This is a genomic window from Sulfurimonas sp. HSL-3221, assembly GCF_021044585.1.
In the GTDB taxonomy this organism is placed as follows: Bacteria; Campylobacterota; Campylobacteria; order Campylobacterales; family Sulfurimonadaceae; genus Thiomicrolovo; species Thiomicrolovo sulfuroxydans.
This window is the reverse complement of the sequence record NZ_CP087998.1, coordinates 730,284-744,252: the sequence shown is the minus strand read 5'-3', so window position 1 is coordinate 744,252 and position 13,969 is coordinate 730,284. Positions and strand designations below refer to the sequence as shown.

General features: G+C 60.2%; 11 protein-coding genes. 1 reads left to right on the top strand and 10 read right to left on the bottom strand.

From position 1 onward, the window contains the following. Window positions 1-3: 3 nt before the first annotated feature. From LOH54_RS03730 to LOH54_RS03690, 9 genes are all read right to left on the bottom strand, one after another. Window positions 4-1,737: a bifunctional protein-serine/threonine kinase/phosphatase gene (locus LOH54_RS03730; protein ID WP_231020457.1), complete on the bottom strand. Its 1,734-nt coding sequence runs from the start codon at window positions 1,735-1,737 to the stop codon at window positions 4-6. Window positions 1,738-1,807: 70 nt separating this feature from the next. Beyond that, complete coding sequence (cynS, locus tag LOH54_RS03725; RefSeq protein WP_231020456.1) at window positions 1,808-2,248, bottom strand: cyanase; 441 nt, start codon at window positions 2,246-2,248, stop codon at window positions 1,808-1,810. 55 nt (window positions 2,249-2,303) lie between these two features. Continuing rightward, complete coding sequence (locus LOH54_RS03720; RefSeq protein WP_231020455.1) at window positions 2,304-3,116, bottom strand: formate/nitrite transporter family protein; 813 nt, start codon at window positions 3,114-3,116, stop codon at window positions 2,304-2,306. 379 nt (window positions 3,117-3,495) lie between these two features. Continuing rightward, window positions 3,496-5,415 carry a ferredoxin-like domain-containing protein gene (locus tag LOH54_RS03715; RefSeq protein WP_231020454.1) on the bottom strand — a complete coding sequence of 640 codons (1,920 nt, stop codon included), beginning with the start codon at window positions 5,413-5,415 and terminating at the stop codon, window positions 3,496-3,498. Next, window positions 5,387-6,685: a uroporphyrinogen-III C-methyltransferase gene (gene cobA, locus LOH54_RS03710; RefSeq protein ID WP_231020453.1), complete on the bottom strand. Its 1,299-nt coding sequence runs from the start codon at window positions 6,683-6,685 to the stop codon at window positions 5,387-5,389. Before cobA ends, LOH54_RS03715 begins: the two co-directional genes overlap by 29 nt. 95 nt (window positions 6,686-6,780) lie before the next feature. Further along, window positions 6,781-8,004 (bottom strand): hypothetical protein, encoded by a 1,224-nt coding sequence (locus LOH54_RS03705; protein ID WP_231020452.1) that lies wholly within the window; start codon window positions 8,002-8,004, stop codon window positions 6,781-6,783. Window positions 8,005-8,162: 158 nt separating this feature from the next. Continuing rightward, window positions 8,163-8,954: an ABC transporter ATP-binding protein gene (locus LOH54_RS03700; RefSeq protein WP_231020451.1), complete on the bottom strand. Its 792-nt coding sequence runs from the start codon at window positions 8,952-8,954 to the stop codon at window positions 8,163-8,165. 10 nt (window positions 8,955-8,964) lie between these two features. Continuing rightward, window positions 8,965-9,771: a nitrate ABC transporter permease gene (gene ntrB, locus LOH54_RS03695; RefSeq protein WP_349636718.1), complete on the bottom strand. Its 807-nt coding sequence runs from the start codon at window positions 9,769-9,771 to the stop codon at window positions 8,965-8,967. 37 nt (window positions 9,772-9,808) lie between these two features. Then, window positions 9,809-11,209 (bottom strand): CmpA/NrtA family ABC transporter substrate-binding protein, encoded by a 1,401-nt coding sequence (locus LOH54_RS03690; RefSeq protein WP_231020449.1) that lies wholly within the window; start codon window positions 11,207-11,209, stop codon window positions 9,809-9,811. A 188-nt stretch (window positions 11,210-11,397) separates the two neighbouring features. Between LOH54_RS03690 and LOH54_RS03685 the strand changes: the two genes are divergently transcribed. Continuing rightward, window positions 11,398-13,410 (top strand): molybdopterin oxidoreductase family protein, encoded by a 2,013-nt coding sequence (locus LOH54_RS03685; protein ID WP_231020448.1) that lies wholly within the window; start codon window positions 11,398-11,400, stop codon window positions 13,408-13,410. 4 nt (window positions 13,411-13,414) lie between these two features. Here LOH54_RS03685 and LOH54_RS03680 read toward each other — a convergent pair whose 3' ends face one another. Then, entirely contained in the window at window positions 13,415-13,822 is a 408-nt protein-coding gene (locus tag LOH54_RS03680; RefSeq protein ID WP_231020447.1) for a YiiD C-terminal domain-containing protein, read from the bottom strand. Between the last annotated feature and the right edge of the window lie 147 nt (window positions 13,823-13,969).

Here is a 13,969-nt window from a genome sequence, read left to right as displayed (position 1 = left end):
CGTTCACCCGCTCAGGCACTTCGCCGCCACCATGACGAGGGCGAATCCGAGCAGGAGGGAAAGCCCCTGCCAGAAACGGACCGGATCGCGTTCGATCAGCGGCGGTCTGCTTTTATTCAAAAAGGCCCGGTTGGGATGACGAAGATCGTAGACGAACTCGGCGACATCCTCGTAGCGGCGCTCCGGGTCCGGGTCAAGCGCCTTGCGCAGCGCTTCGTCGAACCAGACCGGCACGCCCCTTCCCTCCGTCGCCAGCGACACGTACTTCAGTTTCTTCTGCTCGGAGCGCTGTTTGGTCCGTGCCACTTTGAGTCCGTACGGGGAGCTGCCCGAGAGCATCCGGTAGAGGATCGCCGCCAGCGAATAGAGGTCCGAGCGCGTTGTGCCTGCGCCGCCCAGAAAATACTCCGGGGCCGAATAGTGCGCCGTACCGGGCATCTGCGTCCCTTCGCGTTCCGGCACCGTCTCCTGTATCCCCTCGATCTTTACCGACCCGAAATCGATGATCTTGAGCGTCCCCGTGGCGTCGATCAGGATATTTTCCGGGCGGAGATCCTGGTGCACCATCTCGCGGCGGTGCAGCGCAAGCAGCCCCCGCGCGATCTGCTCGGCATAGCGCCTGACCGTCTCCAAATCGGGACGGGGGTTGTCCGTCATCCACTGCGCCAGCGACTGCCCCTCCACGTACTCGGTCACGGTGTAGAGGTAGGCGCGTGGGCGCTGCTGCGGGTAGGCCTTGAGCAGGTGGGCGTTGCTGACCCGGCGGGCGATCCACTCTTCGGTCAGGAACCGTTCCACCTGCGTGCGGTCGTGCTGCAGCTCCGTCGCGAGGGTTTTGAGCACCGCGGGCGTATCGGTCTGCATGTCGACGGCCAGGTAGACATGGCTGCGGCTCGTCCTGCTGAGCGTGCGCACGATGCGGTAACCCTCAAATTCCGACCGGGGTTCGAGCAGCGGCGCGAAAGGCTTTTCGATCACCTCCTTGTAGCGCTCGTCGATCGCCTGATCCGGCAGGGCGTCGATGCGCATGAGCATCAGCGTCAGGTTATCCCCGCTGCCGTTTTCCAGGGCCCGGTTTACCAGGGCCTCCGCCGCGCCGTCGTAATCGTCGCCGCGCTCTTGCAAATGCTGCAGGATATCCTCGTCAAGGATATGCTCGTAGACTCCGTCGGTCATCAGGAGAAAGACGTCCCCCGCTTCGGCACTCAACACGGCATGGTCGATGATGAGCTGCGAGTCCATCCCCATGGCCCGGCTGAGGTAGCTCTCGCTCGGCGAGATCCGCAGGCGGTGGTCTTCGGTCTGCTGCTCCAGCACCCCGTCGCGGAGCCGGTAGATCCGCGCGTCGCCGATATGAAAGAGATGCACGCTCCTTCCCCGCAGCACCAGCGCGCTGAAGGTACAGACGTACCCCTTGTCCATATCGAAGCGCTCCGGCCCCCGCCTGGTCTGGGCGTAGAGCCAGGAGTTCGTCGCCTTGAGCACCTGCCGGGCCGCCCGGCCGACCGACCAGGTCTCCGGCGTGCTGAAGTAATCCTCCAAAAAGGAGACGACAGCGACCTGGCTGGCGACCTGGCTCACCTCGCTGCTGCTGATGCCGTCGGCCAGCGCCGCGGCCGCCCCCTTTGTGCAGAGCAGCGTATCGTCGGGAATGCGCAGATCGTGAAAATCCTGGTTCAGGGGTTTGCGCCCTTTGTCGGTGTGGCTGCCGACGGTGAGCTTCACGGCTGTATTCATCGCTTGATCATCTTTGTCAGACTCCTTTTGAACACGTCCGCGCCGGCGGCCATGCTCAAAAAAAGTCGTGTTACCACGACTTGTAGGGCAGGAATTTGCCGTTCATGGTGATCACGACGCGGTCGCCCGCCGGATTCTCCTCTTTGTCGATGTCCATGGAGAAGTCGATGGCGCTCATAATGCCGTCGCCGAATTTCTCACCGACGATCTCCTTGATGGTTTCGCCGTAGACGCCGACGACTTCATAGAGACGGTAGATAAGCGGATCGGTCGGAACGATCTGGTCCCACTTCTTGTTGGGGAACGCCTGCAGCGCTTCGGACACCGCGGCATCCAGCCCCAGGACTTCGCACAGTTTGTCTGCCGGCTCGGGCTTCAGGCTGTTCATACCGAGGCACGCCGATGTCAGGAACACGGAACCGAGACCGACCTTCTCGGAGATCGCCTCCCAGCCCAGACCGCTGCTTTTTTTCGCCGCCATAATCGTTTCAGTCATTTCAAGTTTTGTCATAAAAAATATTTCCTTTTCGTTTTTGAATGGATGCGGCCGGAGCCGCTATGCCGGGTTACCCCAGCACACGTTTCGGGCTTGTTCTGACGTGCGTTGCATAAAGCGTCAGACCCGTAAACGCGAGACCGCCGACCAGGTTACCCAGTGCAACCGGAACCTCGTTCCAGAGGATGTAGTCAGAAATCGTGAAGTTACCGCCCATGATCAGGGAGAACGGGAACAGGAACATGTTGACAATGGAGTGCTCGAAGCCCATGAAGAAGAAGAGCATGACCGGCATCCACATCGCCAGGAACTTGCCGCTGACCGTCGTGGAGATCATCGCACCGACGACACCCATGGAGACCATCCAGTTACAGAGCATCCCGCGGACAAAAACCGTAAACCAGCCGGATACACCGTGGGACTGGTACCCCAGGGTACGCGCTTCACCGATGCCCGCCACTTTCTTGGCGATCTCGCCGCCGTCCGTGTCAAAACCGTATGTAAAAATAAAGGCCATCATAAACGCGACCGTCAGGGCGCCCATCAGGTTCCCCAGCGCCACAAAACCCCAGTTACGCAGGATCTGGGCTATCGAAACGCCCGGACGTTTATCCAGCCATGCCAGCGGGACGAGGACGAAAACACCCGTGAGCAGGTCAAAGCTCATGAGGTAGAGCATAATGAAGCCGACCGGGAAGAGCATCGCGCCGACCAGCGGCGAGCCGGTTTTCATTGCGACCGTGACGGCGAAGACCGCCGCCAGTGCCAGGATAGCCCCCGCCATATAGGCGCGGATGAGGGTGTCCTTTGTGGACATATAGACTTTCGATTCTCCCGAATCGACCATTTTTGTTACAAATTCGCTTGGAGCCAAATAGGCCATTGGATATCTCCTTATCGTGTTGTTGATCGAAGCCGCTTCCCGACGCTGCTGCCCTTCACGGAGAGCGGCATCGGCAAGGGCGTGGTCCTTCTGTCCAGCAGTGCTGCAAGCGCTACCACGGTCCGATCAACCTGAAAAATTCTACCGATTAAATTTCAAACTATGTAGCAGAAAATTGTATGTATTTTATACACAATTCTTATTATTTTCTGAACACTAAAACCGTTTATGATAGGGATTAGTGGTGAAAAATAGAACTTAACAGTTTTTCAAAAAATGATTTTTGCGTCACTCGCTGTAGAAGATTCGCCGCAAATGACGCACGCAGCTGTGTGCAGAAAAACCGTCTTTATAGAAGCGCCCGGATACCGGGCACGCTTTACGATTGGAAGAGTGCCACGAAGCCGTTTAGTTCCGTAAAGGCTTTGGCGCGGAGGTTGGCATTGGGCTCAAGCATCTTGGTCACCATCCGGGCCAGGTTTGCGTCGATACTATTGTGATCGAGCAGTGTCGTATCCAACCGCTCCCCCTCTGAGGGCATATAGTGCGCCTGCAGCGGGTAGGCCGTCTCGCCCGTCAGTTTCTTGTAGAGCCGGCAGCCGAAGTCGAAGAGTTCGAAGGATTCGTTTCGGCCGCTTTTCGCACCCGCCTCGAACCCCAACGCCAGCTCGATACCCCTGTCGCGCACATAGGCCTGCATCTGCATGATAAAGCCGATCGCCGCGGGCGAGTAGAGCGCCAGCACCCGGTCGTGGAACTGTCCGAAGCTCTCCCCCGCCCTGCGCAGGCGGCGGTACTCGCGCATCAGCGACTCGACGTGGTAGCGCGCGAACCGCAGCGGCACGGACTTCATGACGCTGTACCCCTCCTGCCCTTCGGCGGTGAGTTTGCCCCCGAGCGTGATGTGCACTCCGTGCTCCGTCTCGCCGTTCACCTTGGCCTTGCACCCCTCGAAACCGATGTCGCCGACCCCGTGCAGGCCGCACCCTTTGACGCAGCCCGACCAGTGCATCCGCACGCGGCCGCCCTCCAGCGGCACCGCGAGGCTGAGGTATTCGGCCATCTCGATGGCGTCGGGTTTGTTCGGGATGACGCCGAAGGGGCAGTGCTCCTCCCCGGCGCAGGCGATCAGGTGGTTGAAATAGGGGCTGGAGACGCTCTTGTAGGTCTCGAAAAACGGCGTCTCCATCAGGGCCTCGTAGCGGACCGCATCCACCCCGAGAAGGTAGAGGCTCTGTTCAATGTCGAGGCGCACGCGCCCGTCGCCGAAGGTCTCCGCCGCCCCCGCCGCGGCGACAAGGTCGCTGCCGCTGAAGACGCCGGAGGGGACGACGGCATGGACGGCGAAGGTGCCGTTGTTGAGCTGGACCCGACCCTGGTCAGGGTCGCTGTTGTCAAGCTGTGTCAGCGTCTCCCCGGCCGTGGCGAAGTCGATACCCGCCTTTTCGCGGATGGCCGCGGCGAGGGCCTCCATCCCCACCGCCTCGATGAGGAAGTGAAGGCGGTTCTTGTTGCGGTTGTCGCGGAAGCCGTAGTCGCGGTAGAGCTCGATGAGGGCCCGGAACATCGCCACGGCCTCCGCCTCGTCGCGCACGAAGATGTCCGCGTTGCGCGCGATCACCCCGACCCTTCCTCCGAGGTAGACATTGTAGCCGTAGACCCCCTCTTTTTGCGCCAGCACAAACCCGCAGTCCTGCCCGAAGATGTTGCAGCGGTTGGCCAAAGAACCGCAGACTCCCGTATTGAACTTGCGCGGCAGGGCGCTGACCCACTCCCAGTGGCCCAGGAAAAGCTCTTGCAGCTTCTGAAGGAGCCCCTGCGACGGCAGAATGTTATCGAAGGCCACCCCGTCGAGGGGGTCGTTGACCATGTTGCGGAAGTTGTCCACCCCCGTATGAAAGGTCGTCAGCCCCACCGTTTCAAGGCGTTCAAGGATCTCCGGCATCGCTTCGATGCTTAAATAGCGCAGGACGATCTGCGCCCGGGTCGAAATATCGATGTAATCCTGGCCGAACTCCCGCGCGATCTCGCCGACGGTGCGTGCCTGGGCGGCATCCAGCTGGCCGCCGGGAATGCGCACCCGCATCATGAAGCGCTCCGGGGTCATCGGGCGGTCGAAAATGCCGAAGCACTTCAGGAAGTAGCCGAGATCCTCCTTGGGGATGCTGCCGTACCCCCCTTTGGCGTACTCGGCGATCTGTTCGAACGCCTCTTTGGGGGTTTTGAGCGCCTTGGTCTGCTCGACCTTGTTCGTTTTGGTATTCCGGGCTTCAGAGGCCGCTTGCAATACGCTGATCATGGTACTCCCCTTCGTTGATATACTGCGGCAGCACCGCGTGCAGGTTGACGACGTCGCCAAAGACGATGATCGCGGGGCGCGGGGCGTTTTCGGCCACCGCCGGCAACCCCTCCAGCGTGGTGATGAAACGCTGCTGGTCCGGCCGGGAGGCGTTGGAGATGACGGCGCAGGGCATCGCCGCTTCCGCGCCCGCTTCCAGTGCCTTCTCCACGATCTCTTTGGCGCGCGAGACCCCCATCAGCACGATGGTCGTATGGTTTTTCAGTTTGAGCAGGTCGATCCACTCCGTGTTGATACGGTTACCCGCCAGGTGCGCGGAGACGATGGAGAGGTTCGCCGCGTACCCGCGTGCCGTCGGGGCGATCCCTGCGGCAAGCGGTCCGGCGACGGCCGAAGAGATCCCCGGGACGACTTCGACACGGATTCCTTCCGCGACAAGCGCCTCCGCCTCTTCCGCCCCGCGGCCGAAGATGTAGGGGTCTCCCGCCTTAAGCCGGGCGACCTCCAGCCCCTTCTGCGCGTACTCGATCAGGAGTGCATTGATCTTCTCCTGCTTGATGCTGTGGTGTCCTTTACGCTTGCCGACGTGGATGACCATCGTCGCTTTGGGGATGATCGCCTTGATCTCCTCGCTGACGAGGTGATCGACGAAGACGACGTCCGCTTCCGTGATAAGGCGGTAGGCCTTGAGCGTCAGCAGGTCGACGTCCCCCGTGCCGCAGCCGACCAGGTGCACCCGTCCGAGCTGCCGGTTCGCCTCGGCTTTGAGCGCCCCCGGGCGGATATGCCCGGCAAGGCGCTCGCGCATCGCCTTTTGGCCCAGTGCGGCCAATGATGCGGGCAGCATCCGGGCGATCTTGTCGCGAATGGCCTGGGCGAGCGCCGGCGAGCCCCCGCTGGAACTTACCGCAATCTTGACCGGCCCCTGCTCGATCAGCGCGGCAAAGAAGAAGTCGCACTGCTCCGGGACGTCGACGACGTTGAGCAGGAAACGCTGCCGCTGTTTGAGCGCCGTCAGCATCGCCGTCACCTCGGGGTTACCGGTAGCGTCGATGACAATGCCGTACTCCCGGCAATCCTCCTCCGTCACGGAACGTTCACACGCCTCCGGGACAAGCGAGCGCATCGCCTCGCTGCACTGCGCGGCGATGACGTCGAAATCGATCTTGTTGCGGCGCATCACCTGCGCCTTTTGCAGGGCGACCGGCCCGCCGCCTATCAGCAGTATCTTCGGGTTGTGCAGTACAACGGGAAGGGTAATTCTTTGCATCATGAATCCTTCGTATGTTTTTTAATGCGCCTTCGGTGATGAAGAAGCGTCAAAAAACATGACCGTTTCGGCGGCCGAAGCGGCCGCGCGAACGCTTATTTGACCATAAACTTGTAATCGAGCTGTGCCCAGACCTTGGTGACGTCGTTGCCCGTGTCACCCTTGGAGTAGAAGGCCGCTTTCGCCAGGAACCCGAGGTTGCTGACGCCGGGGACCTTGTTGGCATAGAGCACGTCGAACTCGCTTCCGAGGTCCTTGTTCGCGCCGGAGAGGGCGTCGAACTTGTGGTAGACCCCCAGCACCTTGCCGAAGCCCGGCGCCGCAAATCCCAGTTTGCCGCTCAGGTCCGCCAGACCGTCGTTGTTGCTTCCGGACGTGCGACCGAGGAAGACGTCCGCCCACCCCTGGAACTTGTGCAGGGTCGCCAGCGGGGTCGTGAACCCTTTCGTGCTGTTGCTTTCGGCGTCTCCCAGCACCTCGTACTCCGCCCCGACAATGAGGCCGGAGATGTTCGCGCCCAGGGCGATGTCGTAGTAGGCAGCATCGATCTCCGGCGCATCATCGAGGGCGTAGGTCAGCGAAGCGTCGCTCTGCTTGGCATAGGAGGCCGCATAGTTCAACGTCACACCGTCCAGGGCGATATCCCCGGAGACGCGCAGGCCGTAAGTGTCGTGAATGTCTGCAAGCATATAGCCGAACCCCGTGACAGAGAGCGCCTTGCCCGCCGAGTACGTGGCGTGCAGGAGCAACGATCCCGTGTCCGTCGTCGGGTTGGCATTGACCCCCTGGTAGCCGTAGATCCAGGAGGCCATCAGGGAGAGGCCCTCGATGGAACCGTTGCTCAGCGTCACCGTGTCGTAGGCGCGCTCCATCTGGCGCCAGCCGACGGTGCCCACGAAGCGCTGGTCGTCGAGGTTGACGAAGGAGCGCCCTGCAAGCAGGGTCGTGTCCGCCGCCGTGTAGGCCAGGTACCCTTCGGTCAGGATCGCCTGCTGGGGGTCCAGGATCAGGTCATAGGTCCCATTCTGCGGCGCATAGTCGTTGTAGCCGAAGTTGTTGACCGAGGTCATCCCCACCTTGGCAGTAAGCCCTTCGAGGCCGAGGAGCGTCCCTTCGACCGCAAGGCGCGTCCGCGCCGTAAAGGCGTTAGCCGTATCGAGGCCGTTGTCCTTCACGTCCGCCATCTCGTAGCGCGGGCGGATCTCTCCGCTCACTTTCAGACCGTCCAGGAGAACGATCTCTTCGGCCGCTGATACGGCCACATTCATACTTCCAACAATAACCGGCACGGCGGCCAGCGACATCATCCACTTCTTCATTCAATTTATCCTTTTACAATCTCGAGGCGGCACCTCTGGAGAGCCCCGCATGATGCGACGGGACTCCCCACAGATACCGGCTATCTTTTGCACCGGAACGCCGGGGAAATGCCTCCCCTGGTCCGGCAGAAACACATTATGGTCGGTTGTTCATTTCGTTATTCGTCGTCCTTGGCGAACTTCTCGTAGAGGAAACTGAGGATCGCTTCGCGGCAGCGGACGTATTCGGGGTCCTGCTGCAGTGCCACGCGGTCGCGCGGACGCTCCAGGTTCACCTCGAGGATCTCGCCCACCGTCGCTTCGGGGCCGTTGGTCATCATGATGACCCGGTCGCTCAGCAGCACCGCTTCGTCCACGTCGTGCGTAATGATGATGACGGTGTTCTGCACCTTCTCCTGGATGCGCATCAGGTGCTCCTGGAGGTTGGCGCGCGTCAGCGAATCAAGGGCCCCGAAAGGTTCGTCCATCAGCAGTACCTCGGGCTTGATGGAGAGCGCCCGGGCGATCCCGACGCGCTGCTTCATCCCCCCGCTGATCTCGCCGGGGTATTTATCCTTGGCGTGGTCGAGGTTGACCATGCTGACGAACTTCATGACCCGTTCGCCCAGTTCCTGCTTGTTCAGTTCCGGCATCACCTTTTTGACGGCCATCTCGATATTTTGATAGACCGTCAGCCACGGCAGCAGCGAGTGGTTCTGGAAAACGACGGCGCGCTCGGGGCCGGGGCCGCCGATCTCCTTGTTATTCAGGAAGATCCCGCCGCCCGTGTTGAGGTCCAGCCCCGCGATCATGTTGAGCAGCGTCGACTTGCCGCAGCCCGAGTGCCCGATGATGGAGATGATCTCGTTCTTTTTAATCTCCAGGTCCACGTCCCGGACCGCCACGTACTCCTTCCCGCCCGGGAGCGGGAACACCTTGTCGACATGTTCCAGTGAGAGAAATTTACCCATGCTGTCCTCCTCAGGCGCGTTTTCGGTAGTCGAAGAAATCGGCGATCTTGCCCATGATGACGTCGAGGATATACCCCACGACACCGACGATGATGATCCCGATAATGATGTTCGGGTAGTTCAGGTTGTTATACTCGTCCCAGATCCAGAACCCGATGCCGATCCCGCCGGTAAGCATCTCCGCCGCGACGATGACGAGCCAGGCGATCCCCAGGCTCAGCCGCATCCCCGTAAAGATGTAGGGCACCGCGACGGGCAGGATGATCTTGCGGATCGTCTCGAAGGGGGTGAACTGCAGCACCTTCGAGACATTGAGATAATCCTGGTTGACGCTGCGGACTCCCAGGGCCGTATTGATGATAATCGGCCAGATGGAGGTGATAAAGATCGTCGAGACGGCCGTCAGGTTGATGTCCTGGAAGACCATCAGCAGCAGCGGCAGCCACGCCAGCGGCGAGACCGGCTTGAGGATCTGGATGTAGGGGTTGAGCGCCATCAGAAAGCTTTTGCTCATCCCGATCAGCAGCCCCACGGGGATCCCCACGAGGATCGCCAGCGCGAAGCCCCCGAAGACCCGGCCGAGGGAGTTCGTGATCTGCCAGGCGATCCCCTTGTCATCCTCGTTCTCGACATAGAACGGATCGGAGAGCACCCCCGTGATCTCGTCGCCGTCGGCATTGATTCCCCCGAACGCCGCCACCCATGTGCTGTGGGGCGTCGGGAACTCTTCGACATTGTTGGCCACCAGTTGCCAGCCCGCCAGAATGACGAACAGCACCATCAGCGGCAGCGCGGTTTTTTTAATAATTTCCTGCATCATGTTTTCCTGGTTTCGGCCGCGAAGGGCCGAAGATTTATTTCGTTACGTATTTGGGGTCGGCACAGCCGGCGGGGCCGTAGGGGCAGACATAGTCGGGCTGGGCCGTCTTGAGGCTCCCTTCCCAGGCGTTGGCCGCTTTGAGGTCCGCCTCGCTCACCAGCGGGTTCGTCACCTTGAAGCTGTAGATATACTCAACCGCTTTGTTCGGATCGTAGACCTTGCCGTCCATGAACATGTTGTACTTATCCACGCCGTCTTTTTTCCACGGGCTCGGCGGCAGGGCGTAGCCCACCTCTTTGGCCGCGGCCTCGAAGAGGTCGGGACGGTAGGTCTTCTCGATGACCGCTTTCATATCGACAGGTTTGTCGAGCTGTCCCCAGCGGTACATCTGCGTGATGAACCACATGCCGTGGCTGTAGAAGGGGTACGCCGCGTAGTAGTTGGCGAAGACGTTGAACATCGGGTTGGGCTCGGAGTCCTGCCCTTTGAGGTACTGGAAGGTCCCCGTCATCGACTTCTCAAGGACCGGGACCGGCGCCTTGACGTAGTTGGGCTTGCTCAGGATCTTCGCCGCCTCTTTGCGGTGTTCCCAGCTCTCGTCAAGCCACATCTGCGCCTCGATGATCGCCTTCATGACCGCCTTGGTCGTCTCCGGGTTCTTTTCCACGAAATCCGCGCGGGCCTGCAGCACCTTTTCGGGGTTGTTGTTCCAGATGTCATAGTTCGTGACCAGGGTGGAACCCTTCTTCTTCAGGACGACGCGTTCGTTCCACGGCTCCCCGACGCAGTACCCTTCGATGTTGCCTGCGATCAGGTTCGAAGGCATCGTCGGCGGCGGGAAAGGTTTGATCGTCGCATCGGCATCCGGGTCGATGCCCGACGTCGCCATCCAGTAGCGCAGTTCGTAGTTGTGCGTCGAGACCGGGTGGACCATGCCGAAGCTCAGCGGCTGGTATTTGCCGCCCTCTTTTTGATGTTTGGCATCGATGTACTTTTTAAGCGACTCGGAACCGAGCGGGCGTTTCTTGTCATCCATGCCGTACTTTTTCATCTGCTTCATGATGTTGTTGCCGAAGGTGATGCCGTTGCCGTTGAAATCGAGGCTCATCAGCGCCACCAGGTTCGCGTCCCCGTTGATGCCCAGCGTCGCCGCGATCGGCATCCCCGCCAGGGCGTGCGAGAAGTCGTACTCGCCGTTGATCACTTTCTGCTGGATCCCCGGCCAGCCGCCGCCCTCTTTGACGACGTGGACGTCCAGGCCGTACTTGTCAAAGAAGCCCTTCTCCTCCGCGATGACGATGGGGGCACAATCCGTCAGCGCGATAAAGCCGATGGTCAGCTTCTTCTTTTCGACGTCCGCCATCAGCGTCGTCGCCGCCAGCCCGAGGGCGAGTCCGGCCAGTGTCAAACCTTTCAATCCAGATGCACTTTTCATTGCTTAAACCTTTATTTTTTTTGAAACTCTGTTTCGGTTGCACCATTATGGCATGCCATAGGGATTAAAATGACAATTTATTTGTATGTTTTTTATACAATAGTCTTAATATTTTCTTAGCATACTATGTCATAATACGTCAGCAACAACGAAATATTGACCCCTATATATAGAGAGAAAGGCTTGTTATGAAAATCAAATCCGTCTGCGGATACTGCGGAGTGGGCTGCGGCATTGAGTACGACACCCGGCGCCTCGTCGGCGACATCGATTACCCCGTCAACGAGGGACTCGTCTGCTCCAAAGGGGCCAGCGAGCTGCACACCATCGAGACACCGACGCGGCTGCTGCGCCCCAAGCTGCGCAAAGCCTATGAAGACTTTACGGAGATCTCCTGGGAGATGGCCATCGAGACGATCGTCCACAACATCCGCTCCACCTCCCCCGAGCGGATCGGCTTCTACCTCTCGGGCCAGATGCTCACCGAGGACTACTACGTCGCCAACAAGCTCGGCAAGGGGTTCCTCGGGACCAACAACGTCGATACCAACTCGCGCACCTGCATGGCCAGCGCCGTCGTCGCCCACAAGAAGGTCTTCGGCGTCGACTACGTCCCCGTCCGGATGGAGGAGATCGAACACTGCGACCTGCTGATCATGATCGGGGCGAACCCCGCCGAAGCGCACGTCGTTTTCAACAACAAGATAAAAAAAGCGAAAAAAGAGGGGCTAAAAACCGTCGTCATCGACCCGCGCCGCACGGAGACGGCCGAGCAGGCCGACCTCCACCTCCCCATCCGCGTTGGCACCGACATCGACTTCCTCAGCCTCGTCGCGCGCCGCATCGTCGACGATGGCAAAACCGACAACGCCTTCCTCGACGCGCACGTCAACGGGTTTGACGCCTACCTCAAAAAGATCAAGAAGATCCCGACGAAGAAACTGCTCAAACGGTGCGGGTTAGAAGAATCGGACTTCGAAGCCTTCATGGAACTCTTTTACGAGAGCGAGAACGTCATCTCCGCCTGGACGATGGGGCTGAACCAGAGCGCGCAGGGGGTCGACAAGAACCTCGCGCTCATCAACCTCCACCTGCTCACCGGCAAGATCAACCGTCCCGGCAACGGCCCCTTCTCCCTGACCGGTCAGCCCAATGCCATGGGGGGCCGCGAGGTCGGGGGGCTGGCGACAACCCTCGCGGTGCACCTGGATTTCAACGAGGAGTCCATTGCCAAGGTGAGCGAATTCTGGGGGGCGCAGAACATCGCCCCCGCCCCGGGACTGACGGCCTTCGAGATGATCGAAGCGGCCGAACGGCGCGAACTCGACGTCCTTATCATCTGCCACACCGACCCCGTCTACCACCTCCCCAACCGCAGCCGGGTCGAGGCGGCGCTGAAAAAGGTCCCCTTCATCGTCGAGATCAACGCCTATGACGACAGCGAAACGAAACCCTTTGCCCACCTGCGGCTGCCGGCGGCCCCCTGGGGCGAAAAAGAGGGGACGCAGACCAACATGGACCGCAGCATCACCCGCCAGGAGCGCCTGACCCGCCGCAGCATCGATTGTAAACCCGACTGGGAGATCTTTTCGATGATCGGGCGGGCCATGGGCTTCGTGCGCGCCTTCGACTACCAGAACGCCGAGGCGATCTGGGACGAATACCGCCGCATGACGGCGCTCAGCCCGAAGGGGCACATGGACATCAGCGGCGTCGACGCCGCCAGCCTCAAAAACGGCGGCTACGTCTGGGGCGAAGGGCTCTTTGACGATAACGAGTTCCTCACCCCCGACGGTCGGGCGAACCTCATCTTCGTGCAGAACGAACGCCGCAGCGAAAGCAGCTCGCTGGAGTTCCCCTACCTGCTCACCACCGGGCGGACCCGCGACCAGTGGCACAGCGGCACGAAGACCGCCTTCGTCGACCGCCTGCTCAAGCACAAGCCGCTGAGCTACATCGAGATCAACAGCGAAGATGCGCAAAGCGCAGGGATTGCGGACGGCGACAAGGTCAAGGTGACGACGGCCAGGGGTGCGCTCGTCTTCGAGGCGAAGGTGACGGAGAACATTCGCGAAAAGACCCTCTTCGTCCCCGTCACCGACCGCCGGATCAACTACCTTACCAACGATCTCCTCGACCCCGAGTCAAAAGAGCCCGATTACAACCACAACGCGGCGAAGCTGGAGAAGTGGAGCGGCTGACGCCTCAGAGCGTCTGGATGAACCATGTAAAAGCGCCCTGCGACGTCAACACGCCGTTGACGTCCGTCACAGCGACATCGACCCGGATAGACCCCCTTCCCTTTCTGCCAAACTGATCTCTGAACGTTTCGACCGCCGAATCGTCCACTGACGCGGACGCGACGATCTTTGCCGCGGCGGGTTTTCTGTAACGTATCTGCGCCTCCCGCAAAAGAGGAACGACTTTTCCCTCCAGTTCGGGGAAGAGCGTCTGCAGGTACAGACCGCTCTGGGTCTCCGCCAGGGCGAACTGTGCGCTGGCGTGTATCGTATTGAGATGGTTCATCACCGTGCCGCTGAACCCCAGCGACACGCTCCCCTTCTCCTGTTCAAGCCCAATATGGCGTGCAAATGGTATATCGGCGGCTTCCAATAGATCTCCCTCATACTCTTCGGACGTTTTGTCTCTCTTGCCGTTCACGGCGCTTTGCTTATGCGGAAACAACTATACCATTTTACAACTAGACCGTTTAGTCTACTTTAAGCACATTTCCACTAGAATTTTACTAGACCAATCAGT

What these genes read in the sequence shown, in the direction of transcription:
- LOH54_RS03730 (WP_231020457.1), bottom strand. Translation starts at nt 1,737, where the DNA reads ATGAATACAGCCGTGAAGCTCACCGTCGGCAGCCACACCGACAAAGGG.
- cynS (WP_231020456.1), bottom strand. Translation starts at nt 2,248, where the DNA reads ATGACAAAACTTGAAATGACTGAAACGATTATGGCGGCGAAAAAAAGC.
- LOH54_RS03720 (WP_231020455.1), bottom strand. Translation starts at nt 3,116, where the DNA reads ATGGCCTATTTGGCTCCAAGCGAATTTGTAACAAAAATGGTCGATTCG.
- LOH54_RS03715 (WP_231020454.1), bottom strand. Translation starts at nt 5,415, where the DNA reads ATGATCAGCGTATTGCAAGCGGCCTCTGAAGCCCGGAATACCAAAACG.
- cobA (WP_231020453.1), bottom strand. Translation starts at nt 6,685, where the DNA reads ATGCAAAGAATTACCCTTCCCGTTGTACTGCACAACCCGAAGATACTG.
- LOH54_RS03705 (WP_231020452.1), bottom strand. Translation starts at nt 8,004, where the DNA reads ATGAAGAAGTGGATGATGTCGCTGGCCGCCGTGCCGGTTATTGTTGGA.
- LOH54_RS03700 (WP_231020451.1), bottom strand. Translation starts at nt 8,954, where the DNA reads ATGGGTAAATTTCTCTCACTGGAACATGTCGACAAGGTGTTCCCGCTC.
- ntrB (WP_349636718.1), bottom strand. Translation starts at nt 9,771, where the DNA reads ATGCAGGAAATTATTAAAAAAACCGCGCTGCCGCTGATGGTGCTGTTC.
- LOH54_RS03690 (WP_231020449.1), bottom strand. Translation starts at nt 11,209, where the DNA reads ATGAAAAGTGCATCTGGATTGAAAGGTTTGACACTGGCCGGACTCGCC.
- LOH54_RS03685 (WP_231020448.1), top strand. Translation starts at nt 11,398, where the DNA reads ATGAAAATCAAATCCGTCTGCGGATACTGCGGAGTGGGCTGCGGCATT.